This window comes from Ruminococcus sp. HUN007 (assembly GCF_000712055.1).
In the GTDB taxonomy this organism is placed as follows: domain Bacteria; phylum Bacillota; class Clostridia; order Oscillospirales; family Ruminococcaceae; genus HUN007.
This window is the reverse complement of the sequence record NZ_JOOA01000002.1, coordinates 2,927,018-2,950,843: the sequence shown is the minus strand read 5'-3', so window position 1 is coordinate 2,950,843 and position 23,826 is coordinate 2,927,018. Positions and strand designations below refer to the sequence as shown.

Sequence of the window (23,826 nt, the reverse complement as noted above, 5' to 3'; positions counted from 1 at the left end):
TTTTTCTTCCCTTCTGTTATCATAATTTAAAAATTTCAAGCAGATCCCTGCTTAATAAACTGATGAACTGCGCGAAAACGCTGTTACGGTTTCATCCGGCATTATTATCCTAAATTCGCACTGATATACGCAGTAAGTCTCTGCTGGTCAAATACATTTACTTTTCCGTCACCGTTCAGATCTGCGCTGAGTCCTTCACCGTCCGCACAGAGAATGTAACTCTTGAGTGCAAGAATATCAGCTGAATTTACTGAACCGTCGAGATTAACATCGTAATATGAGTACGGATCTTCCGGTACACCTTCGGCTGAATAATCGATCATGCCGTAAAGATCACACCATCCGACATATCCTCCGAAGGAGAATTTTCCCCATTCGGTTCCGTCATCATATCTGATCTCTGAAATGTTCAGAACCGTATTCTGCGGAACATTGAGTATATCACCGTATTCGTCGCCCGGACCCGCTTTCATGGTCTTTCTTGTCAGGAAAGGCACCATCCACGGCTCACCGGCACCGTTTACAGATTTTTTTTCATCATAAATGTGGTATGCAATGTTCAGGTCAACACTGTTTTCAGGTATGGAATCAATTTTTCCCTGACTTGAGTACTGCCAGATCCTGCACATATCGCTCTTGTCATAATTATGAGGATCAGCGTGAGCCTCAGGATACTGAGCGTACCATATCTCATAACCGGCGCGGTCTATCTGATCCTTGTCAAGATAGTTTCTGTACCAGTTAAGATTGGAATAGATACCGGTCTTGTATCCGGCGTCGCTGAGAATGTTCATGCACGCAAGTGCGTAGGTAGTAAGTGTCTGCTTGCCGAGCGTGGTCTGCTCATTTTCCTCAAGATCTATATATACCGGCATTTCCCACTGTTTGCCGTCAAGATAACCGATAAACTGTTCTGCTGCAGCCTTAAACTCCTCAAGTGTCATCGCACTTATGAAAAGATAGGCGCCTGTCTTGATTCCGGCTTTTCTTGTTCCTTTGTAATATTCCTCAAACTGTGAATCGATCCCGTACTTTGTTGTTCCGGCACGAAGAATAACAAAACTCATACCGTCATCCGGAAGCTTGTCCCAGTTAATGTTCCCCTGATATCTTGATACGTCTACACCGTATTCTTCTTCAGCGGATACAGCGGGCAGAACTGTCTGGAAACCCATCACAGAAGCAGCAACTGTGCTTATCAAAAATTTTTTCAGTGAAAACTTCTTCACTCTCTGTATCACCTCGCTAAAAACTATGAATTCATTTTACCACATTTTCGTCAAAAAGTAAATGGTTTTTTGCATCCAATTTATAGAGATTGCAAAAAGAATTTTTTTATTCACTAAAAAAACCACACAAAAGAATCACAAATGACTCTTTTATGTGGTTATCTTAATGCAATAACGCAGGCAGACATAATTCTTTACGTGTCCCCATTTTACATCAACAACTGCGTAATAATCGTTTCCTTTTTCAAAAACCACCCCTAGGGTGTCCGTTTCATACAGAAGATTGAAATCCGAATCATAGATACTGTAGTAGATATCGTGTTCTTCTTCGTCTATAAATTCGCCTTTGTACTTCACGGCAATATTGTTATTGTCGTCGATCACATCAGGCTTTTCAACCTTCACTGCTTCTGAAGCAAGTTCGGAAAGCGGTGCTATATCAAAATCAGTTATTTTATCCTTGAAACATTTATTAAGTTTTTCTCCCTTGACCGAATGACTTTCTGCATTACCGTCAAGAGTGCGTATCACACTGACCTCGCCGACATTATCAAGGTCATGGTCTTTTCTGTCGAACACTTTTACAACGCCCCAAAAGAAAAGGCCGATACACAGCATGATCAGTACAAGCTTTCTCATGTTCTGCACTTCCCCTCTGTCCGATATCACAATCGTTCTATTAAATTATTATAACATGTATCCGCGTCAATTTCAAGGGTGATAATACATTTTCAGCAGTAAGAAATCAGTTCAGTTAAACTTCAGTCATTCTTTACAGATTCTGTTTCATAAAAATGACGTTCATCAATATTTTCAATACGCATTAGTTTAACATAATGTGACCAGCTAAGATAGAAACTTCGGCCAGTATCCACTTCTGGGAGATTGTTGAATTGGGGAAACACTGTTTCCCCAATTGGTGTAATTTATTTCCATTGAACAGCATTTCCGGATATGCTATACTTAAAAGCGAGTAAACTTTCAAGAAATAAAACCATTCCAACGGAGAAAAATCTATGCCTAAAATTTCGAAATCTGCAGTATTCAATGCTGCAAAGATATCAGCCGGATGTGCTGCTGCAATCGTTATTTCAACACTACTGGGAGTAAAGTACAGTGCGACAGCGGGACTTATTACGGTTCTCAGTATTCAGAATACTAAAAAGGAAACTGCTGAGATTGCGCTGAAACGGCTTATTTCATTTATCACAGCAATAATAACATCATTTATCAGTTTTCGTTTTCTCGGATATACCACTACGGCATTTGCAGTCTATCTTTTTGTATTCATACTGATATGCGGACTGTTACGCGCACAGAGTGCCATTGTCCCCGTATCAGTGCTTATCGCCCATATCCTTTCAGAAAAACATTTTGACCTGCAGATAGTTATAAACGAATTTCTGCTGCTTTTCATCGGTGCCGGAACCGGATTCCTGCTTAACCTCTATCTGCACAGAGACACCAAAAAGATGGCCGAGTACAGAACAGCCGTTGACGATGAGATCAAAGCCATAATAGGCCGTATGGCTGACCGTGTACTTGTAAGCGACAAATCCGACTACACCGGAGACTGCTTCAGGCGCCTTGACGGATATATGAAATCAGCCCGTGATCTCGCAGTCCTAAACCGGCAGAATTCACTCATAAACAACGATAATTATGATCTTCTTTATCTTGATATGAGGCAAAAGCAGTGCACCATTCTTTATGAAATGTACAAATCAGTCAAGGAAATGGATTCCACTCCAGAACAGGCGCACATCCTGTCAGAACTGCTGAAAAAGATAAAGGACGAGTACCACGAATACAATAACGTAAGCAGACTTCTCGAAGAAACCAATAAAGTAATAACTGAAATGAAAAATCAGAAAATGCCTGAATCACGTAAAGAATTCGAGAACCGCGCCTCACTTTACAACTTAATGATCCGTACACGCGAATTTCTCACCATCAAGAAAATGTTTATGGAAAACAATAAATAAAAAAAGTGAACGTCAGTCCGGCGTTCACTTTTTTTCATATTCTGTTCCGCATCAGTTCACGTATTTCTGAAGATGCTTTGTTATCTGTCCGCGGCGGCGTGAAAAGAATCTCTTTAACATTTCCATTGCCTCATCATAATTGGATCTGACATCTCCCGGGGATTGATTATCCGCAGCATAGTGGTAATATGGCAGCATGCCGGACTGACAGCCCCAGAACCTGTATATTGTATCTGCGGCAATATCACGGTATTCATTTTCATACTTTTCAACTGCAGCATTAACACGTTCATCGGAAAAATCATTTTCTGCAATATCCATGAAAGTCTTTTCAAATTCCTTTCTGAAGGTATCGTTTTTCAACGCCGAATCGAAAAGCCTTCCTATAAAGCCCTTACTCTCCAAAAGAGTTTTAAAGCTGTTTTTCGATGCATATGTCTGATCCGGATAAATAGATGTGCTGTACTCAGTATCAAACAGAATAAAACGCCATTTTCCGTCTGCGTAAGGATTGCTTTCATCAGTCTTTTCAGCCTTCCACAATGCCGAATTTGCACTGCCCCAGTCGGAATTGTCAATGTAGATCTCAGTACTTATATATTCCATATAACTCTTCATATCAACACGTCTGCAAAGTTCTTCGTATGCACTCTGATCAGAAAAATCTGTCTTCCCGACCCAGGCTTTAAGTTCTTCAAATTCTGCAAATGTTTCTTCCGAACCCTCTTCAAGCATGTCTTTTTTTATCATACACACTTCATTTTTCGGTACACCGTAATGAGTGCTTATATATGAATTATCCATCTTTTCAGTTATTTCATACTGTCCCCAGAACTCACCGTTTATATAAACAATGCAAGGCTCCATTCCCTGGGTAAGAAAATCACGGTGACTTACAAGTGACTGAATAAGACTGTCACGGAAACGTAGATATTCTGCATCATTTCCTCCGTTTCGAAGCATAAATGAATCAAACTTATTTACCGTTTCACCGCCGGACTTAGTCTTAACACTGCCTGAAAACAGATCATATTCCAGTTTTGAAGATCCGTAGTCCTTTCTGAAATAGACATTGAAGCTTTTCTGCGGATATGATCTGGAAGCACCTCCATGTATCCTTATCCCCGCATCTTCAGAACACACAAGCTTTCCGTCTTCAAAAAACTGTATGGAAACCGGACGTTCCCAGTCTCTGCCTTTTTGCCTGTAGTTAGCCGGAATGTCCCATTCAAATGTATCACGGTCATAATCAGAGCTCTTTTTCCAGTCGTCATAGGTCTTTCCCATAACATAGATACCCTTTTCATGATCAAAAAGATTACCTTCAGCAGTAACGAGTGAGATAATTTTAAGTCCCTTATACTTTTCAGCTCCGATCGCATTTCCGATAAAATATGTATTAGTAACTATCCCTGTCTGTATTCCGTTTTTATCTACTGCCATCGCTCTTAATACTGTAGCTTTTTCCTTCTGTACATCAGGTTCCGCGTAAAAATCCTTATCCATCGGCGGAACTATATCAGTGTGTCTGCTCATAACAGCAGGCTCATCTGATCTGTCAGTGATGAGAACAGGTTCAGTATACTTAATGCTTTCTGTATCCGGTTCACTTCCGTCAAGCGTGTAATATACAGTGATTCCTTCGGGAGCCGTAATTTCAAGATAAAACGGAGAATCATACGACCCGCTTTTTACCGAAAAATTCATTTCCTCCGCTTCAAACGGTTCTTTAATATCAGCAGTTTCGATCTGAAGCTTTTCTGTCTGTTCTTCAGCTTTCTCTGATCCCTGATTTGTTTCGGAAACAGCGCTGTTTTCCACAGTCTGTCCTGCACATGAGGAAAACATAATAGCTGTACCAGCCAGCAACACAGCAAGGCCGGTTATGACCGCAGTTTGTCTGTTATAATTTTTCATATTCCTTTTTCCTTTGTCAAAACTATCTGTACAACGGATTATTGTTTGATTATATCATTTTACGACGTGATACTGTTTAATTCCGCACTGTCTATCTCACTGCCTGTATCCCAGCCGAGCCTGTATGCCTCAGTATCAGGAACACGAACCTTTGAGATTTTTCCGTTTTCATCTTTCAGAGTAAGAGTCACCATAGGTTCCTCACCCGGCATAAAACCTTCACAGCCATTATCAGGTTCTTCAAGATCCGTTACGATATATTTCATTTTTCACTCTCCTGTCTGCATTATTTTTTATAACAAAAAATCCGTACACCAAACGATGTACGGATCATTTCTGGCTCCCCCGACTGGACTTGAACCAGTGACACCCTGATTAACAGTCAGGTGCTACTACCGACTGAGCTACGGAGGAATATTTGTGCCGGCGTCTATCTATCTTCCCGGGTCGTCGCCAACCGAGTATTTTCGACGTAAAAGAGCTTAACTTCTGTGTTCGGAATGGGAACAGGTGGGACCTCTTTGCCATTAACACCGACTATCTTTAAACTGAATATTCCGATTTCTTTCTACGATTTCTCTACAGACTTCCCTGATACTCTAGGAAAAGCCCTCGACCGATTAGTACTCACTCGCTTAACACCTCACGATGCTTACACGTTAAGCCTATCAACCTCTTAGTCTTTGAGGGGTCTTACTCTTTCGATGGGATATCTTATCTTAAGGCCGGCTTCACGCTTAGATGCCTTCAGCGTTTATCCGATCCGCACTTAGCTGCCCAGCTGTGCCACTGGCGTGACAACTGGTGCACCAGAGGTGCGTCCATCCCGGTCCTCTCGTACTAGGGACAGCTCCTTTCAAATATCCTTCGCCCACGACAGATAGGGACCGAACTGTCTCACGACGTTCTGAACCCAGCTCGCGTACCGCTTTAATTGGCGAACAGCCAAACCCTTGGGACCGAATTCAGCCCCAGGATGCGATGAGCCGACATCGAGGTGCCAAACCTCCCCGTCGATGTGGACTCTTGGGGGAGATCAGCCTGTTATCCCCAGGGTAGCTTTTATCCGTTGAGCGACGGCATTTCCACTCACATACCGCCGGATCACTAACTCCAACTTTCGTTCCTGCTCGACCCGTCAGTCTCGCAGTCAGGCTGGCTTTTGCGTTTACACTCTCTGGTATGGTTTCCATCCATACTGAGCCAACCTTTGAGCGCCTCCGTTACCTTTTAGGAGGCGACCGCCCCAGTCAAACTGCCCACCTAACATTGTCCCCTGACCAGATTCATGGTCACAGGTTAGAATTCCAGCACTTCAAGAGTGGTATCCCAACAGCGACTCCACACAAACTGACGTCCGTGTTTCCCAGTCTCCCACCTATCCTGTACATGAAATACCGAAATCCAATATTAAGCTACAGTGAAGCTCCATGGGGTCTTTCCGTCTAGTCGCAGGTAACCGGCATCTTCACCGGTACTACAATTTCGCCGGGTAGGTTGTTGAGACAGTGCCCAAATCGTTACACCATTCGTGCGGGTCAGAACTTACCTGACAAGGAATTTCGCTACCTTAGGACCGTTATAGTTACGGCCGCCGTTTACCGGGGCTTCAATTCAGAGCTCTCACTCCTCCTCTTAACCTTCCGGCACCGGGCAGGTGTCACCCCATATACGTCATCTTTCGATTTAGCATAGAGCTGTGTTTTTGCTAAACAGTCGCTTGGGCCTATTCTCTGCGACTCATTTCTGAGTACCCCTTCTCCCGAAGTTACGGGGTCAACTTGCCGAGTTCCTTAACAACCTTTCTCCCGTTGGCCTTAGAATTCTCTTCCTGTCTACCTGTGTCGGTTTGCGGTACGGGCTCCTTGTATATACACATGACTTTTCTCGCCTCTTTCCACTAATACTTCCCGCTATTGCAGTCCCTTACGACCGGGGCAACCAGCGCCCGGCTATTCGCTTCAAAAGTGTCCTCATGCTTAAATACTTCGGAGGCTACGGAATTTCCACCGTATGTGCATCGGCTACGCGTTTCCGCCTCACCTTAGCTCCCGGCTTACTAGGAGCGGACGAACCTTCCTCCTAAAACCTTAGACTTTCGGCCATTATGATTCTCACATAATTCTCGCTACTCATTCCGGCATTCTCACTCGTATCTCGTCCACCATCGCTTACGCTATGACTTCACCCTCGATACGACGCTCCTCTACCACTGATACTTGCGTACCAATCCCAAGCTTCGGTACAGATTTTAGCCCCGTTGAATTTTCGGCGCAGGGTCACTCGACCAGTGAGCTATTACGCACTCTTTTAATGAGTGGCTGCTTCTAAGCCAACATCCTGGTTGTCTGGGCAACCCCACATCCTTTTCCACTTAAACCTGTTTGGGGACCTTAGCTGTGGGTCTGGGCTCTTTCCCTTTTGACCGTGAGACTTATCTCTCACGGTCTGACTGCTGTGATCTTATTATCCGGCATTCTTAGTTTGATAGGGTTCAGTAATCTCTCGACCCCTAGCCCATTCAGTGCTTTACCTCCGGTAATCATTCACAACGCTAGCCCTAAAGCTATTTCGAGGAGAACCAGCTATATCCGAGTTCGATTGGAATTTCTCCGCTAGCCACACCTCATCCGCCACCTTTTCAACGGGGGTCGGTTCGGCCCTCCATGGAGCTTTACCTCCACTTCAGCCTGGACATGGCTAGGTCACTCGGTTTCGGGTCTATCTCACTCAACTTAACGCCCTGTTAAGACTCGCTCTCGCTTCGGCTCCGTACCTTAAGTACTTAACCTTGCTGAGTAAGATAACTCGCCGGACCATTCTACAATAGGTACCATATCACACCTTGACGTGCTCTATGTGCTTGTAAGCATATGGTTTCAGGTTCTTTTTCACTCCCCTCCCGGGGTTCTTTTCACCTTTCCTTCACAGTACTCTTCGCTATCGGTCATTGGGTAGTATTCAGGCTTGGAGGGTGGTCCCCCCGGCTTCCCACCGGATTTCACGTGTCCGGCGGTACTCTGGATCCTGCTCGCTTTCTCGTCTTTTCGCTTACATGACTGTCACATTCTCTGGTGTGCCTTCCCATGCACTTCAGCTAAAACTTAAAATGCTAAATGCAGTCCACAACCCCAAAGGCATTGCTGTCTCTGGTTTGGCCTCTTTCGCTTTCGCTCGCCACTACTCACAAAATCTCGTTTGATTTCTCTTCCTCCCCCTACTTAGATGTTTCAGTTCAGGGGGTTCCCCTCATACAGCTATTGATTCACTGTATGATGCATGACTGTTAATCATGCGGATTGCTCCATTCGGAAATCTGCGCATCAATGCTTGCTTACAGCTCCGCGCAGCTTATCGCAGCTGACCACGTCCTTCATCGGCTCCCAATGCCAAGGCATTCTCCATACGCTCTTATTAGCTTTACCTTTTGTATCAGTTCGAAATTATGTCTGTAGAATTTTGTTACCTGACTATTAAAAAAACTTGTTTTTTAAATTGTCGTTCTTCTTCTCGTAGTTTTAATATCTTAATATTCAGTTTTCAAGATGCTTTGGTTTGTATTCATTAAGAATACATGTCAGAGGATAACTTTTTATCATCTGATATCTGTTCTTAATGAGTGGGCACAAATGGATTCGAACCATCGACCTCACGCTTATCAGGCGTGCGCTCTAACCACCTGAGCTATGCGCCCAATTAAGAATGGAGATAAGGAGGATCGAACTCCTGACCCCCTGCTTGCAAAGCAGGTGCTCTCCCAGCTGAGCTATACCCCCATTTTAAGGATAAGTATCCTCAAAGCTGAACAATGCCTAACCCATGAACTAACCTTAGGAATTTTGTTCTTCTTCATGAAGAACGGTTCTCCTTAGAAAGGAGGTGATCCAGCCGCACCTTCCGATACGGCTACCTTGTTACGACTTCACCCCAGTCATCAATCCCACCTTCGACAGCGTCCTCCTTGCGGTTGGACTACTGGCTTCGGGTGTTACCGACTCCCATGGTGTGACGGGCGGTGTGTACAAGGCCCGGGAACGTATTCACCGCAGCATGCTGATCTGCGATTACTAGCAATTCCGACTTCATGCAGGCGGGTTGCAGCCTGCAATCCGAACTGAGACAATTTTTCGGGTTTTGCTTTACATCGCTGTATTGCTTCCCTCTGTTCGATTGCCATTGTAGTACGTGTGTAGCCCAGGTCATAAGGGGCATGATGATTTGACGTCATCCCCACCTTCCTCCGTTTTGTCAACGGCAGTCCCATTAGAGTGCTCTTGCGTAGCAACTAATGGTAAGGGTTGCGCTCGTTGCGGGACTTAACCCAACATCTCACGACACGAGCTGACGACAACCATGCACCACCTGTCTTTGTGTCCGAAGACGTATTCATCTCTGAATACTTCACTCGATGTCAAGACCTGGTAAGGTTCTTCGCGTTGCTTCGAATTAAACCACATACTCCACTGCTTGTGCGGGCCCCCGTCAATTCCTTTGAGTTTCAGCCTTGCGGCCGTACTCCCCAGGTGGATTACTTATTGTGTTAACTGCGGCACGGAAGGGGTCAGCCCCCCCACACCTAGTAATCATCGTTTACAGCGTGGACTACCAGGGTATCTAATCCTGTTTGCTCCCCACGCTTTCGAGCCTCAGCGTCAGTTAAAGCCCAGTAAGCCGCCTTCGCCACTGATGTTCCTCCTAATATCTACGCATTTCACCGCTACACTAGGAATTCCGCTTACCTCTACTTCACTCAAGAACCACAGTTTCAAATGCAGTCTGCCAGTTGAGCCGGCATATTTCACATCTGACTTGCAGTCCCGCCTACACTCCCTTTACACCCAGTAATTCCGGATAACGCTTGCTCCCTACGTATTACCGCGGCTGCTGGCACGTAGTTAGCCGGAGCTTCCTTCTCGGGTACCGTCATTTTCGTCCCCGATGACAGAGGTTTACAATCCGAAAACCTTCTTCCCTCACGCGGCATCGCTGCATCAGGCTTGCGCCCATTGTGCAATATTCCCCACTGCTGCCTCCCGTAGGAGTCTGGGCCGTGTCTCAGTCCCAATGTGGCCGTTCAACCTCTCAGTCCGGCTACTGATCGTTGCCTTGGTGGGCCGTTACCTCACCAACCAGCTAATCAGACGCGAGCCCATCTTTCAGCGATAAATCTTTGATATTAATACGATGCCGTATCAATATGTTATGAGGTATTACCATCCGTTTCCAGAAGCTATCCCTCTCTGAAAGGCAGGTTGCTCACGTGTTACTCACCCGTCCGCCACTAAGTTTAAAAAAGCAAGCTCTCTTAAACTCCGTTCGACTTGCATGTGTTAGGCGTGCCGCCAGCGTTCATCCTGAGCCAGGATCAAACTCTTTATAAAAGTTCTATAATAACCTTTCGGTTTATTATCTTTCCTGTACTCTATTCAGAATACTTAGCTGCAGATTTTTTCGTCTTCTGCTCGACTTCTTAAATAATTCAAGAGAATTAAATCTCAAAGAATCTTCAAGGGTATTTTATAGTGCATTGTTCAATTTTCAAGATACTTATAATGAATCATTCCTGTCGTTTTCACTTCACAGGCCTGACTGTTATATTATTATATCATGGTATTTCAATGTTGTCAATACCTTTTTCAGATTTTTTTCTTAAAGTGATGTTCTTGTATTCATATTAAAAATGTGCTATGATTATAAAGCACATTTAATAAAGGAAGGACTATTATTGTATGGACTATTATCTTGATGCAGGCTGTTACGGAAATATTTTTGCTGTTCCTTCGGCCGTTGTTGACAATTATCTGAAACTCGCTTCAGGAAGCGCGATAAAGGTCCTTCTGTATATTTTAAGAAACAACGGAAGGAATGTCAGTGCTACTGAGATCGCCGCTGCCATTAACATTGATCCTGAAGACGTTAAAGATGCTTTTAATTTCTGGGAAGGCGTTGGCGTTATAGGAAACAGTGCTTCCGTCACCCATGCTCCCGCGGACAGTCAGAATAACATGCCCCAGAGGAATTCAGCAGACAGCATACAGGCTTCTGCCGGCCAGGCCGTAAACAGTACTCCTCCGGAAAATAATCCGGGAAAAACATCCGCACGGACAATACAGGCTACAAGTGCTTCTTTCCAGCGTACTCCGAGGGAGCTTGAACAGCTTTGCTCCACATCGGAAATGAAAGCCGTCCTTGATATGGCTCAGCAGATCCTCGGCTCTACCATCAATCACACTATGATGCGTTCAATAATCTGGCAGCATGAATACCTCGGCCTGAAACCGGATGTAATTCTGATGCTCCTCACCTACTGCACATCTATCGGTAAAACGAGTACTACATATATTGATACAATAGCCGCTGACTGGAGTCAGAATGATATCAACACTGCTGAAAAAGCTGACGCTGAGATAGCACGCCGCACTGCCGCGCACACATTTACTGCTAAAATGGCATCGGAATTCGGACTGAAACGCAAACCGACACCTGAACAGCAGTTAATATTTGACGAATGGATCGCAAAGGGATTTGACACAGATCTTATCGCCTGTGCCTGTGAAAGAGCTGTGGATCAGGGCAAACCGCTCACCGTTAAATACGTAAACGGCATTCTCACCAACTGGGAGAAACTAGGTATCAGGACCCGTGAACAGGCAAAATCAGAAATGTCAGGCAGAAAAAACGCAGCATATAATCCGGGCGCACCTAAGAAAAAAGCTTCCTATGACATAAGCAAAGTAAAAGATTATGCTATTCCTTTTGCAGAATATAAAGGAGATGATAACAAATGAGTGAAAAGCACTACGCTGCCGCTCTTGAGATAATCAGACGGCGCAGAATCACTGCCCAGTCAGACAGAGAAAAACACATTCTTGAACTTCGTACCAGAGTTCCGGAAATCGAAGAGATAAACAACATGATCTCGCAGGCAAGTGTAAATATCCTCAGAGTTATCGCAAAAGGCACAAACGTTCCCGCGGAAATGAAAAAACTCGAGGAACAGAATACAGAGGCGCAGGAAATGATGCGCAGTCTTCTTGTAAAAAACGGTTATCCGGAAAACTACATGGACATCAACTACACATGCAGAAGATGTTCCGATACAGGGTTCACATCTGACGGCCGCTGTTCATGCCTTGAAGAGCTTGCAGGAAAACTTGCCGTAAAGGAACTCAACGAAAGTTCACCTTTAAATCTTTCGAAGTTCAGCACCTTTGATCTTGAATACTACAGGGGCGTTTCAACTGAAACTGATTCCAACTGTTATGCCACAATGTCAAACATTTTTAATTACTGCCGTAATTACGCATCTTCTTTTTCACATGAATCACCCAACATTTTTATGAGCGGAGAAACCGGTCTCGGCAAAACACACCTTTCACTCGCCATTGCTGAAAGACTGCTTTCCGAAAACTACAGTGTTGTGTACGGTTCGGTCATCAATTTTATCGACAGGATAGAAAGTGAACACTTCGGACGTTCGTCAGGCGACACACTTTCTGTACTTGTAAACGCCGAGCTCCTGATACTCGATGATCTCGGATCAGAATATGAAAAGCAGTTCACCACAGCAACTCTTTACAATATAATCAATACCCGTCTTAACAAAAGGCTTCCTACTATTATCAGCACCAATCTTTCTTTCGAAGAAATGGAAGCCAGATACGAACAGAGAATAGTTTCGAGGATCATTTCAGAATATGATTATCTTCCGTTCTCAGGCAATGATGTTCGTCAGCTGAAAAAAGCAGCTTCTATCAGACAAAAAAGGAATCAGTAAAACACTGATCAAACCGGAAATCCGGAGGTGAGATTTGCGCGGTTTCGCCCCGGACCCCCGCGCTGATTTATTCATTGATCAGTGTTTTCCTGAACGGGACTTAATAAATCTATTTAAAAACAGATCTGCATAACCGACCGGCGTATTTCCGCGGGCTGGTTATGCAGATTCTTTCTGTATTCCGGACTTTTTAACAGTCCTTTATTATTTATATCCCGTTTTATCAGCCGAGCATAGCCTTGTGGAAGATCTTCTTGCCCTTCTTTATAACAACAGGTTCATTTATATCTACAAGTCCCTTAGGGTCTGTGAACTTTTCACCGTCAACAGCAATGCCGTTCTGTGTAACGAGCTGTCTTGCTTCACTGTTTGACTTGCAGAGTCCGCACTTAACGAGAAGTGAAAGAATTCCTATTTTTCCATCAGGAGCATCTTCTGCTGAAACTGCAGTTGAAGGCATGTCTGCACTGTCTCCGCCGCCTGCAAAGATAGCCTTTGCTGCTGCGTCAGCCTTTGCCGCTTCCTCTTCACCGTGAACGAGCTTTGTAAGTTCGTAAGCGAGAAGTGACTTGGCTTCGTTGTACTGAGCACCTTCCATGTTCTTTTCCATTTCCTCGATCTGTTCTACAGGAACGAAAGTGAGCATCTTGAGGCACTTGATAACGTCTGTGTCGGCAACGTTTCTCCAGTACTGGTAGAAGTCGTACGGTGATGTCTTTTCAGGATCGAGCCATACTGCGCCCTTTTCTGTTTTGCCCATCTTCTTGCCTTCTGAGTTGAGAAGGAGTGTAATGGTCATAGCGTGCGCATCCTTGCCGAGCTTCTTTCTGATAAGTTCTGTACCGCCGAGCATGTTTGCCCACTGGTCATCACCGCCGAACTGCATGTTACAGCCGTACTTCTGGAACAGCATGTAGAAGTCGTAGCTCTGCATGATCATGTAGTTGAATTCAAGGAAAGTAAGTCCGCGTTCCATTCTCTGCTTGTAGCACTCGAACGTGAGCATCTTGTTTACGGAGAAGCATGCACCTACTTCACGAAGAACGTCTACGTAGTTGAGATCGAGGAGCCAGTCACCGTTGTTTACAACGATAGCCCTGTCTTCTGAGAAATCGATGAAACGGCTCATCTGCTTCTTGAAACATTCAACGTTGTGGTTAATAGTTTCCTTTGTCATCATCTTTCTCATGTCAGTCTTGCCTGAAGGGTCACCGATCATTGCAGTACCGCCTCCGATAAGAACGATCGGCTTGTTGCCTGCCATCTGGAGTCTCTTCATAAGACAGAGTGCCATGAAGTGACCAACGTGAAGTGAATCTGCTGTAGGGTCGAAACCTATATAAAATGTTGCTTTACCTGCATTGATAAGATTTTTGATTTCTTCTTCATCTGTAAGCTGTGCGAGAAGACCTCTTCTCTGAAGTTCTTCAAATAAAGTCATTTTTATTCCTCCTGTTTTATTGAAGTCAGCCTTTTAATACTATCATAACTGCGCAGGATTTGTCAAGAGCAGTGCATATCAGTTATGTATACTTATTTTTTCATTCTCCTGTCCACTTCTTTCTGAAGTTCATCAAAACAGGATTCCGGACCGCATTCCGAGTAAGCCTGCATATACTCTTCCCAGGCTGTTTCAAAGTCATCACTCATTACGACCTTAGGAAGATGCTCGTGTTTTACTTCGTCGATTGCCTTCTTTACTTTTCCGTAAGAAGTGTTTTCAGTAAAATTATTCGTATAGCTCCACATCGGATACCACGGTGCGCTTTTTTCTGATTTATCCAGCATTTCAACGTAGGTGTGAACTCCGTAGGCGTCAAAACACTCCTGCATGATACTGCTTAGCTTTTTGTAGAATTCAGACGGCTGATATTCCGGGCTGTACGCATTTATACCGTCAGGATTCATTCCCTTGTAAACCGGGAAATAAGGGTAGGCATACTCCGCAGAAATACTTTCGTTCTCAGCCGCATCTGCTGAACCGCTGCCGGAACCTTCTTTGCTTTCTTCATCCGGATCACTCTGCGAATCGTGTATAACAGAGAATTTTCCGTCCTTGTCCACAGTATAGTCAGTATCTTTTTCTCCCCACATTCTCAGTGTGAAGATCTCAGGATCCAGAAGATCGTTTATGAATGCCACTGCGCCGTCAGGATCTTTACATGTTACTGAAACGCCGATACCCTGTGATGAGTCAAAAGCCGGTTCAGAATGATAATGTTCTCTCATACCCTTTTCTATCGTAAGACCAAGAGGAACATAGGCACAGTCATCAGGAAGATCCTGAACATATCCTCCGAAATTCCACCACTGATCAACCATACCAAGAACTATGCCTTCAGAAAGCTTGTCAAAATACTGGTTATTGGTCATTACAAAGCAGTCAGGATCGATAACGCCTTTATGATATTCGGAATTGAGTATCTGAAACCATTTTTTCGCAGTCGGAGTCGTGTTGTAGTCGATAACTGTATGGGTGTCACGTTCAACGATACAGCATCCGTCATTCGGATAGCCGTCAAGAAACTGCGGCGGATTTTCCAGACAGAACGAAAGGTATCCTTCAGTCAGAATGTCATAGCCGATCAGTTTTCTGCCCTCTGCATCTTCAGGATGTTCACGGAGATATCGTCCGATAAGGTCAAAATACTCATCCGGTGTCTCGATTTTCGGATATCCCGCCCACTTAAGCACACGTACCTGTATCCAGAACGCCTCATCATTGTGTATGGTGTTGGTATCATACATATTAACTTTCGAGAAACACGGAATGATGTAGATGTGCCCGTCAGGGCTCTTTATTCTTTCCCATTCACTGTCAGTAAAGTAATTCTTAAGATTCTGATTTTTTTCTATATAGTTTTCAAGAGGAATATATGCCCCGGCATCAAGAAATCTGGAATGATCCGTACCGGCATAGATGAAATCCGGATAATCCGCCTTGTTGATCATTATATTTATAACATCATCACGGTTGTCATTCTTGTCAAGCCATTTTTCCTCACAGACAGAACCTGTCTTTTCAGCGATAATATCACGTATTCTTTCACTTTCAGAGTATTCTCTCTGTACTGCAAAAAAACCTGTGTAGTGCTTTACCGTATTCTCACTCACAACGTTCTGTTTTGTGACCGGACTGCTGCATGATATCAGAGAAGCACTGAAAATGCAGACTGCAAGCAGTGAACATATTTTTTTTGTCAAGACCGCACCTCCGCTTACCTGCCTGCTCTTCTTCTGATCTCAGAAGTCAGTTCATCAAAATATACGTTTATGTCGCACGAACGATATGCCTCCATATATTCCTCCCATGATTTCTCAAAGTCATCACTCATTATGACCTCAGGAAGATAACGGTGCTTAACCTGATCGATGGCAGCCTTTGCACGTCCGTATTTTGTGTCCTCAGTAAATGTATTGGTGTAGGACCACATCGGAAACCACGGTCCGTTTTCAGCTGCTTCATGTATCAGCTCACCCGGAGTTGCAGCGCCGTATGCTTCCAGACATTTCTTTACCGGTCCGCCGACCGTGCTGGAAAACTCTTCAGGCTGATTCTCAGGTCTGTATGTATTCTTACCGTCCTGGTTCATACCTGAATAATAAGGGAAATATCCGTAACGGCAGAAATGACTGTCAACATATTCTTTGTTAAAACTTCTTGATTTCTGCTTGTCGTCCCTGTAGAAAAGTCCTGATTCATCACGGTAGTAATCCTGTCCCTCTATTCCCCAGAAACGCAGATTAAGGATTTCAGGTGAAAGAAGATCATCAATGAATTTAAGGGCTGCCTCAATGTCGTCACAGTCAACAGATATTCCCAGTCCCTGCGAAGTATCCATTGCTCGCGGCGATGCGTAGTTCGGAGTTATGCTTTCGTCAGCAACGAGATCAAAAGGAATGTATTTGCAGTCAGCAGGCAGTTCATTTTCCGCCGCACGGAAATTCCAGCGCTGATCCACCATACCGAGTACAGTTCCTGATTTTATTTTCTCTGAATACTGAGCTGATGACATAAAAGCAAAGTCGGGATCGATAACACCCTTGTGATATTCTTCATTAAGTTTCTTAAACCATTTTTCTGCTGTAGGCGTAACGTTGTAGTCCACAGCGGTCAGCGTCTGCGGATTTACGATACAGCTTCCGTCGTTAGGATATCCGTCGAGAAACTGAGGCGGATTCTCCATGCAGAAATAAAGATATCCGTCAGCCAGTATTTCATAGCCTATGTTTCTGTCACCGTTTTCATTCTCAGGATGTTCCTTAAGATAGCGTTCAATAAGATCGAAATACTGGTCAGGGGTCTTAAGATCAGGATAACCCCCCCATTCCAGAACCTTCGCCTGGATCCAGAACGCTTCTCCGGAGTATTCCGGATCAGTTTCGTGCATATAGGTTTTGCTGAAAACAGGTATGTAGTGAATATATCCGTTTTCATCTTTAAGTCTGTCCCATTCCTCGGGAGTAAAATAATTCTGTATATTTTCGTATCCGTCCCAGAACTGATTTATCGGAACAAGTGCATCTGCGTCAACAAGTGCCTGCTGTCCCATTCCTCCGTAAATGAAGTCAGGATATTTACGTGCGATTATCATCTCTTCGATCGTTTCAGCTTCTGACTTGTTCGGATCTCTCCATTTTTCATGGCAGAGCGCACCTGTCTTTTCCGCAATGACCTGCTGAATTTCATTGCCGTCGGGAAGTTCTTCACCTGTCATTTCAAAATACGCAGTAAATTCCTTTATATCTTTACTGTTACGGCCGAAAACGCTGCTGCATCCGCAAAGTTCAAGTGCAAGTGAAGCCGTAAGTGCAGCTGCAAAAAAACGTGATGATCTCATACTGTTGTCTGCAGCTCCTTTCAGCTTTCCCTTTTTGTGATAATGAACTCAAAATCAAGTTCTTCCTTTGAATTTATGTTCAGTGTGATATCTTCAAGATAATATCTGCTGAGTCTTACATAAGGATTGAACTCATCTTCAGCCTTATATGAAGGAAGACCTCTTGACCCTTCAGGCTCAAAGATAGCCCTGAGGGTGAGCAGATCAGCAGAAGTCAGAAATGTTCCTGCTTTATGGAAACGCACACTGTAGCATCCGTCGTGTTCGCAGATATCTATTTCCACCTCGGCACCTGTTCCGTTATACTGTGCAACATGAAGTGCCACCGCAGAAAAGGAATACGGCAGAACATTTTTTACTACTGATGTCGTATCTGAAACAAGAGAATATTTGAAATACGCTCTTTCCTTCAGTTCATTGAGAAAACCGCTGAGATTAAGCAGTTCCTCATCGAGTGAGACAGGAACAGATACTTTTTCCACTGAGTTTATACCGTATTTACAGCTTGTTTCATAATTGAGCGCAGCCATAATGACTTCATTTGTACGTACACGGTAGTCATCAACGAAATCCTTCATATTTTTCTTTTCATCTGCAAGTCTCTTAAGGTCAGTGAGTTTGTCGCTGACATCATCGTACAGACGTCCGATCTCATCTTCACCCAGACTTCTTCTGTGAAGGTCAGAGGTATTCTTTTTTCTTCCGTCGCATATGTTGCACACTTCGATAGTTCTGTTCTTGAAGTCGTTTATGATCACGATCACGACTATAACGCCAAGAACAAGAATTATGAGAAGCGGAATAAAAAACGGCACGGCCAGAAGCGGAATGATACTTTTCCTGTCAGACTGAACATAAAAATCGATACTGCAGGTATAATAGTTTTTGCTTGTCCTGTAATATTCGCTGTACATGTCCTGAGCAGGAACAGGCATATTTTTTCTGCTGCTGCAGATGATCTTTCTGTCAGATGACGCAATTATAGTTCCCTCAAACTCCATTTGTCTGAAGCTTTCCTCGATCCTTGAGGAATTGAAGTCAAGTTTCAGGACTGCATCTCCTGTACCGGTCTTCCTGTAATTAAGTCTTCTGACAAGTGAAAGCTGGCTGTTACTGCTGCTGCAGTAAAGAATGACATCTCTGTCGAGCTCCTTGTATCTGATGTACCAGTCTTCATTTTTTACATCACTTAAACGGCTTATATATTTGCCGTTCATGACTGTATCGTTGTCGGTATACACCATAAGCTGTTCAACAGCACTTCCGGCAGTTGTTGAAGGAAATTTATTCTTGTCAAAATCATAGAGTGCTTCATGATAATCTATGACCGAGGTATATTTCCTGCCTATGATATCATAGATATCTTCATTTTTATAGACAGACTCTGAAATACGGACCATGCTGTCGATCTCGTTTTCAACATACCTCAGAGCTGCTGAAGCGGCCAGTCTCTCGCTTTCCTTCTTGTTTTCGGCAATCATCGAAGAAACGATGTAATACGCCCCGTATCCGATAACGATAAAGCAGACCATGAGAATCGCAATGATCAGCGTTGCCTTGTTTCTGATCTTAATATTCGAAGCAAATCCTGCTTTTATCTGTTTCTTTTTTCTTTTCCTTTTCATAATTATCCCCGACCTTCTGATCCCGGTCCCCTGAAATATTTACCTGTCCGGCATATTGAGCTGCTGCTTGATCTCATATTTTTTTCTGTACATGTTGTCTTCAGCCTCTGCAAGAAGCTGTTCATATACATAACTTCCCTTGGCATATGCATAGCCGTATGCAACAGAACACTTGACGCTGTCTGTTTCGGCACTTACTATCACCGGGCAGTCTTCATCAAGCTTATTTACTATTGAGATCATTTCACGGTACGAACGGTTTCTTACAACAAGCAGAAACTCGTCGCCGCCCATTCTGAAGCAGTCGAATTCAACGTCTTTTTCCCTTGACGCTGAAAGATTTTTAATGTATTCGGCCGCCTGCTCGATAACATAGTCTCCGCGTTCATGTCCGAGTGTGTCGTTCATCAGCTTAAGATTGTTTACATCGAAGTAAATAACGAGAAGCGATGAACATTTGCTGTAGTTTTCAACCTTGTTTTCATAATGACGTTTATTGAAAACCCCGGTCATAACGTCATGAGTTGCCTCGTAAATGGCTTTGTCGACATCATCTTTGGCTACTCCGACAGCTTCAACCATTCGTCTGATCGACTTTCCAAGACCTCCGAAAAGATATGTGCTTCCGTTGTCAAATCTGTTGAGGAGTTCGCTGTTTATTGCTTCATCAGGTTTTTTCTTTGAAATCTGATCAGCAGTAAGCTTGAAAGTCTCAACAGGCATAAGAATATCCCTGCGAAGCTTTTCAGCAACTATCCAGCAGGCTGCCAGGATCAGAACAGCCGCACCTGCGGATACCATCAGCATAAGAGATACGATATTGCTGTTCACCACGCTGCTTTCTGTAATTATGTAGCCTACTGAAACATCGTCCGATGTACGGACCGGACGGTATGTATAATTTGTATTTCCTCTTGTGGCATTCCATGATTCACGGCATTCCACAAGTTTTGTTTTCATTTCTGTTTCATAGTCGTCGCACGCGATCTTCTGGGCAAGTTCGGTTCCGCCGGTGTCAAAAATATTGTACGCTACAGTGCTTGTGTAGCTTACCACACGGATACGGTTCACTCTGCTGTCATGTACATACTCCATAAGATGCCTTAAAACGATCTGGTAATCGCCGTCGGTCTCTTTTGTCCTTACATATTTTTTCGCTTTATCCCCGTTTATTTCAATAGATGCAAAGCTGGCTGCAGCCTCAGATGCAACAAACTCATCCTTTTTAATATTTTTCGAAAACAACATATAGGACGAAGTGATTATAATACCGAAAGCAATGAACATAACAAGAAAAATATTCAGTAATATACGGTTTCTAGCTGCATTAGACATCCAATCACCCCTATGTATTTCACGTTATTATATTATTATAACATTTTCATATAATTATTTCAACAATATACTACAATTATTTTTTTAATTTACTACTTGATTTTTACCGCCGATACGTATACAATTAAATAGTATGCAAAATCATAGTAAAAGTAAGATATTTTCTACATTTACTATTAACGGAAATTCAAGAACAAAGGATGGCAGCATGGTATTTTCCAGTTTATTTTTCATTTATGTATTTTTTGCAGTTTTTTTTACTTTTTTATTTCAAGGTCGCGCACGGAATAAAAGCTAAAAACGCAGTACTGATCATTTTTTCTTTACTTTTTTACGCATGGGGCGACCCGGCTTACATAGTTCTGCTCCTGTGCAGCACCATACTCAACTATGTTTCCGGTCGTCTGATAGACATGTACCGTGACAGATTTTTCGCAAAATTCGTCTTCGGGCTTTCACTTTTTGTAAACATCGGAATGCTTGTTGTTTTCAAGTACACAGGCTTTATCATGGAGAATATAAACAGCATATTCTCACTTGATCTTTACGTTCCTGATATCAAGCTTCCTATCGGTATAAGTTTCTACACCTTCCAGGCCATGTCCTACACAATTGACTGTCACTGGGATTCAGTCAAGGTACAGAAAAACTACTTCCGTTTTCTGATGTACATCTCTCTTTTCCCTCAGCTCGTTGCAGGACCTATTGTACGTTACAGCGATATCGAAAATGAGCTTACAGACAGAAAATCAACACCCGAAGATATCAGCGAAGGCATTACAAGGATCGTTATCGGACTTGCAAAAAAGGCAGTCATAGCCGACAGTCTGTATCCGATAGTTCAGAATTTCTTTGAAAAGAAAGATCTTGCACAGCTTTCAGTTGCCGGTACATGGTACGCAGTTGTACTCTACGCCATGTATGTTTACTTTGACTTTTCAGGATACTCTGATATGGCCATCGGTATGGGCAGAATAATGGGATTCCACTTCAACGAAAACTTCAACTACCCGTTCCTCTGCAAAGATGTAACGGAATTCTGGCAGAGATGGCATATATCACTGGGCTCGTTCTTCCGTGACTACCTGCTCTATATTCCTGTATTCGGAAAAAGAATACCGACACTCAACCTTTTCATAGTCTGGTTCTGTACAGGTCTGTGGCACGGAGCAAGCTGGAACTTCGTTCTCTGGGGACTCTACTTCGGTGTATTCATCTACATAGAACGTCTTATCGGAAAGAAGAGAATGAAGAAGATACCGGCCGCAGTAAAGCATATATTCAACAAGATCATCATTGTTGTCGGATTCGGTATTTTCTATTTTGAAGATTTCGGAAAGCTCGGAGTTTTCTTCGGAAATCTCATCGGACTCAACGGCAACGCACTTATTGATGAAACAGTAAGGACTTCGTTCGTAAACAACCTTTTCCTTATCACTGCAGCAGTGATCGGCTGCTTCCCTGTTAAAAACCTCTTTAAGACCGATGACGAATCTTCAGAATTTAAGATCGCATCATTCGGCACAATGAAGATTGTATACACAGTACTGCTTCTCGCAGTTTCCACGGTCCTTCTCGTAGATTCAACAAACAGTCCGTTCCTTTATTTCAGATTCTGACAAGGAGATGTCAAGTTGAAAAAGAATTTTACAAACAAAATTGAAAACATAGAAATAGACGTAAAACTTCCTGAACCAGTGGTCACAGTTGAGGAACGCCGCGTTAAACTCAGAAAAAGACTGAACCGTATAAACGTTACTCTTTTTGCTTTCCTGCTTGCCGGTACATCAGGTTTTTCTCCTTCTCGGAAAAAGGCCTGTCATGTCCGACACTGAGAACCGTAAGCTTGCTCCGTTTCCTGTATTTTCAAAGGAAACGCTTTTAAGCGGCGAATTCTCAAACGGTCTTTCTGAATTTTTCAACGACACCACACCGAAACGAACAAAACTCAAAAATCTTGCAGCATCAATAAAAGACCACGCCGGCATCGAAATGGGCGGGGTCAAGGTATACACTGTAAACAACGGCAGTGCTGCCGCAAACAAATTCAACTCTCCTGCAGGAACAAACGCCAGAGTTACAGCGCCGCCGGTTACTGCACCTGTAATCACTGAAGCTCCTCCTGCCGTTACCGGAGATGAAGCAGCAGTAACTGAGGTCACAGCCGAAGCAGTTACCGAACCGGTAACGGAAGCTGTAACTGAAGCACCGCCTCCGCCGCCGGATGACAATGCGGGAGAACTCAGCAACGACATAATGATATACAAAAACCGCGGAATAATGATATTCTACGGAAGTGATGAATGCTGCGATGACTACGCTTCCGTCCTCAACGAATACAAGTCAAGACTTGGCGACGGTGTAAATGTCTTCAACATGGTATGCCCTACTGCGATGACATTCTACTGGCCGGATAAATCCGATATTTCCCACGGCGATGAAAACGCTTCAATGGAATACATAAAAAGCCGGCTTAACAATATCACTGATATCAATACGATCAACACCCTGAAAGACCACAAAGATGAACCGATATATGCAAGAACTGACCATCACTGGCAGGCTCTCGGTGCATATTATGCGGCAAAACAATTTGCGGAAACAGCAGGTGTGCCTTTCGCAGATATATCCACATACGAAAAAAAATGTCATTCCTGACTACGTAGGCACACTGTACGGATATTCAGGTGCTGCTGCACTCAACGATAATCCGGAGGATTTTGTTTACTATGTTCCGGAAAAGAACTACACAGTAAGATACTATTCAACATCATTTGAATACAGCTATGAAGGTTCACTGTTCCAGGAAGCCTACGGCGTATCGGCATACTGCACCTACATGGGCGGTGACGAACAGATAGTTCACCTTGAAACGCAGGCTCCGAACGAAAGAACACTTTTCATAATCAAGGACAGCTACGGCAACGCACTTGTTCCGTTCCTTACAGGATCATTCAAAAACATCTTCGTTATCGACATGCGTTACTTCGATATGAATATTATAAACTTCATGCAGGAACACGGAGCAACCGACCTTCTGTTCGCCATGAACACATTCTCGGCAGCAGGCGGATCAGGCTCGTATAATCTATCTGTACTGCTCAACCAGTAAAACCA

The 23,826-nt window shown here is 43.7% G+C and carries 16 protein-coding genes, 3 tRNA genes and 3 rRNA genes; 7 read left to right on the top strand and 15 right to left on the bottom strand.

Annotated features, from left to right (window positions below):
- Positions 1 to 104: 104 nt before the first annotated feature.
- Together CC97_RS16895 and CC97_RS16890 are read right to left on the bottom strand one after the other, a co-directional pair.
- Positions 105 to 1,229: a GH25 family lysozyme gene (locus tag CC97_RS16895; protein ID WP_044976468.1), complete on the bottom strand. Its 1,125-nt coding sequence runs from the start codon at positions 1,227 to 1,229 to the stop codon at positions 105 to 107.
- A gap of 150 nt (positions 1,230 to 1,379) precedes the next feature.
- Positions 1,380 to 1,868: a hypothetical protein gene (locus CC97_RS16890; RefSeq protein WP_044976466.1), complete on the bottom strand. Its 489-nt coding sequence runs from the start codon at positions 1,866 to 1,868 to the stop codon at positions 1,380 to 1,382.
- 377 nt (positions 1,869 to 2,245) lie between these two features.
- Between CC97_RS16890 and CC97_RS16885 the strand changes: the two genes are divergently transcribed.
- On the top strand, positions 2,246 to 3,214 hold the full coding sequence (locus CC97_RS16885) for an aromatic acid exporter family protein (RefSeq protein WP_044976464.1): 969 nt from the start codon (positions 2,246 to 2,248) through the stop codon (positions 3,212 to 3,214).
- A 51-nt stretch (positions 3,215 to 3,265) separates the two neighbouring features.
- Here CC97_RS16885 and CC97_RS16880 read toward each other — a convergent pair whose 3' ends face one another.
- The 8 genes from CC97_RS16880 to CC97_RS16845 form a co-directional block, all read right to left on the bottom strand.
- On the bottom strand, positions 3,266 to 5,131 hold the full coding sequence (locus tag CC97_RS16880; protein WP_049962998.1) for a CotH kinase family protein: 1,866 nt from the start codon (positions 5,129 to 5,131) through the stop codon (positions 3,266 to 3,268).
- Between the two features lie 59 nt (positions 5,132 to 5,190).
- Entirely contained in the window at positions 5,191 to 5,397 is a 207-nt protein-coding gene (locus CC97_RS16875) for a hypothetical protein (protein ID WP_044976462.1), read from the bottom strand.
- 71 nt (positions 5,398 to 5,468) lie between these two features.
- A tRNA-Asn gene (locus tag CC97_RS16870) sits at positions 5,469 to 5,545 on the bottom strand.
- A gap of 7 nt (positions 5,546 to 5,552) precedes the next feature.
- A 5S ribosomal RNA gene (rrf, locus tag CC97_RS16865) occupies positions 5,553 to 5,669 on the bottom strand.
- A 62-nt stretch (positions 5,670 to 5,731) separates the two neighbouring features.
- A 23S ribosomal RNA gene (locus CC97_RS16860) occupies positions 5,732 to 8,556 on the bottom strand.
- Positions 8,557 to 8,751: 195 nt separating this feature from the next.
- Positions 8,752 to 8,825, bottom strand: a tRNA-Ile gene (locus CC97_RS16855).
- Between the two features lie 9 nt (positions 8,826 to 8,834).
- A tRNA-Ala gene (locus CC97_RS16850) sits at positions 8,835 to 8,907 on the bottom strand.
- A gap of 96 nt (positions 8,908 to 9,003) precedes the next feature.
- A 16S ribosomal RNA gene (locus CC97_RS16845) occupies positions 9,004 to 10,512 on the bottom strand.
- Together the 16S, 23S and 5S rRNA genes with 3 tRNA genes alongside form the textbook arrangement of a ribosomal RNA operon.
- Before the next feature lie 348 nt (positions 10,513 to 10,860).
- On the opposite strand from CC97_RS16845, the gene CC97_RS16840 reads away from it, so the two are divergent.
- Together CC97_RS16840 and CC97_RS16835 are read left to right on the top strand one after the other, a co-directional pair.
- Complete coding sequence (locus CC97_RS16840; protein WP_044976460.1) at positions 10,861 to 11,919, top strand: DnaD domain protein; 1,059 nt, start codon at positions 10,861 to 10,863, stop codon at positions 11,917 to 11,919.
- Positions 11,916 to 12,908 carry an ATP-binding protein gene (locus CC97_RS16835; RefSeq protein WP_044976458.1) on the top strand — a complete coding sequence of 331 codons (993 nt, stop codon included), beginning with the start codon at positions 11,916 to 11,918 and terminating at the stop codon, positions 12,906 to 12,908. The genes CC97_RS16840 and CC97_RS16835 overlap by 4 nt, the downstream gene beginning before the upstream one ends.
- Positions 12,909 to 13,131: 223 nt before the next feature.
- Here the strand turns inward: CC97_RS16835 and tyrS are convergent, their stop codons facing one another.
- From tyrS to CC97_RS16810, 5 genes are all read right to left on the bottom strand, one after another.
- On the bottom strand, positions 13,132 to 14,349 hold the full coding sequence (gene tyrS, locus CC97_RS16830) for a tyrosine--tRNA ligase (protein WP_044976456.1): 1,218 nt from the start codon (positions 14,347 to 14,349) through the stop codon (positions 13,132 to 13,134).
- Between the two features lie 92 nt (positions 14,350 to 14,441).
- A complete protein-coding gene (locus CC97_RS16825; RefSeq protein ID WP_044976454.1) occupies positions 14,442 to 16,112 on the bottom strand; it encodes a hypothetical protein in 1,671 nt (556 codons plus the stop codon).
- A gap of 14 nt (positions 16,113 to 16,126) precedes the next feature.
- Positions 16,127 to 17,749 (bottom strand): extracellular solute-binding protein, encoded by a 1,623-nt coding sequence (locus tag CC97_RS16820; RefSeq protein WP_044976452.1) that lies wholly within the window; start codon positions 17,747 to 17,749, stop codon positions 16,127 to 16,129.
- 20 nt (positions 17,750 to 17,769) lie between these two features.
- Positions 17,770 to 19,374: a cache domain-containing protein gene (locus tag CC97_RS16815; RefSeq protein WP_044976450.1), complete on the bottom strand. Its 1,605-nt coding sequence runs from the start codon at positions 19,372 to 19,374 to the stop codon at positions 17,770 to 17,772.
- A 39-nt stretch (positions 19,375 to 19,413) separates the two neighbouring features.
- Entirely contained in the window at positions 19,414 to 20,709 is a 1,296-nt protein-coding gene (locus tag CC97_RS16810) for a GGDEF domain-containing protein (RefSeq protein ID WP_044976448.1), read from the bottom strand.
- Between the two features lie 245 nt (positions 20,710 to 20,954).
- Here CC97_RS16810 and CC97_RS16805 point away from each other — a divergent pair, with 245 nt between their 5' ends.
- The 4 genes from CC97_RS16805 to CC97_RS19190 are packed head-to-tail and all read left to right on the top strand — an operon-like array spanning position 20,955 to position 23,821.
- On the top strand, positions 20,955 to 22,328 hold the full coding sequence (locus CC97_RS16805) for an MBOAT family O-acyltransferase (protein WP_242848192.1): 1,374 nt from the start codon (positions 20,955 to 20,957) through the stop codon (positions 22,326 to 22,328).
- Between the two features lie 15 nt (positions 22,329 to 22,343).
- Entirely contained in the window at positions 22,344 to 22,544 is a 201-nt protein-coding gene (locus CC97_RS16800; protein ID WP_044976446.1) for a hypothetical protein, read from the top strand.
- The gene (locus CC97_RS19195) at positions 22,531 to 23,367 is read left to right on the top strand and encodes a DHHW family protein (protein WP_049962997.1); all 837 of its coding nucleotides are present in this window, start codon (positions 22,531 to 22,533) and stop codon (positions 23,365 to 23,367) included. The genes CC97_RS16800 and CC97_RS19195 overlap by 14 nt, the downstream gene beginning before the upstream one ends.
- On the top strand, positions 23,303 to 23,821 hold the full coding sequence (locus CC97_RS19190) for a DHHW family protein (RefSeq protein WP_197021878.1): 519 nt from the start codon (positions 23,303 to 23,305) through the stop codon (positions 23,819 to 23,821). Before CC97_RS19195 ends, CC97_RS19190 begins: the two co-directional genes overlap by 65 nt.
- The last annotated feature ends 5 nt before the right edge of the window (positions 23,822 to 23,826 follow it).

Excerpts from the sequence above, each read along its gene's own strand:
- CC97_RS16885 (WP_044976464.1), top strand. The coding sequence starts at position 2,246 with ATGCCTAAAATTTCGAAATCTGCAGTATTCAATGCTGCAAAGATATCA.
- CC97_RS16835 (WP_044976458.1), top strand. The coding sequence starts at position 11,916 with ATGAGTGAAAAGCACTACGCTGCCGCTCTTGAGATAATCAGACGGCGC.
- tyrS (WP_044976456.1), bottom strand. The coding sequence starts at position 14,349 with ATGACTTTATTTGAAGAACTTCAGAGAAGAGGTCTTCTCGCACAGCTT.
- CC97_RS19195 (WP_049962997.1), top strand. The coding sequence starts at position 22,531 with ATGTCCGACACTGAGAACCGTAAGCTTGCTCCGTTTCCTGTATTTTCA.
- CC97_RS16880 (WP_049962998.1), bottom strand. The coding sequence starts at position 5,131 with ATGAAAAATTATAACAGACAAACTGCGGTCATAACCGGCCTTGCTGTG.
- CC97_RS16820 (WP_044976452.1), bottom strand. The coding sequence starts at position 17,749 with ATGAGATCATCACGTTTTTTTGCAGCTGCACTTACGGCTTCACTTGCA.
- CC97_RS16890 (WP_044976466.1), bottom strand. The coding sequence starts at position 1,868 with ATGAGAAAGCTTGTACTGATCATGCTGTGTATCGGCCTTTTCTTTTGG.
- CC97_RS16840 (WP_044976460.1), top strand. The coding sequence starts at position 10,861 with ATGGACTATTATCTTGATGCAGGCTGTTACGGAAATATTTTTGCTGTT.
- CC97_RS16810 (WP_044976448.1), bottom strand. The coding sequence starts at position 20,709 with ATGTCTAATGCAGCTAGAAACCGTATATTACTGAATATTTTTCTTGTT.
- CC97_RS16875 (WP_044976462.1), bottom strand. The coding sequence starts at position 5,397 with ATGAAATATATCGTAACGGATCTTGAAGAACCTGATAATGGCTGTGAA.
- CC97_RS16815 (WP_044976450.1), bottom strand. The coding sequence starts at position 19,374 with ATGAAAAGGAAAAGAAAAAAGAAACAGATAAAAGCAGGATTTGCTTCG.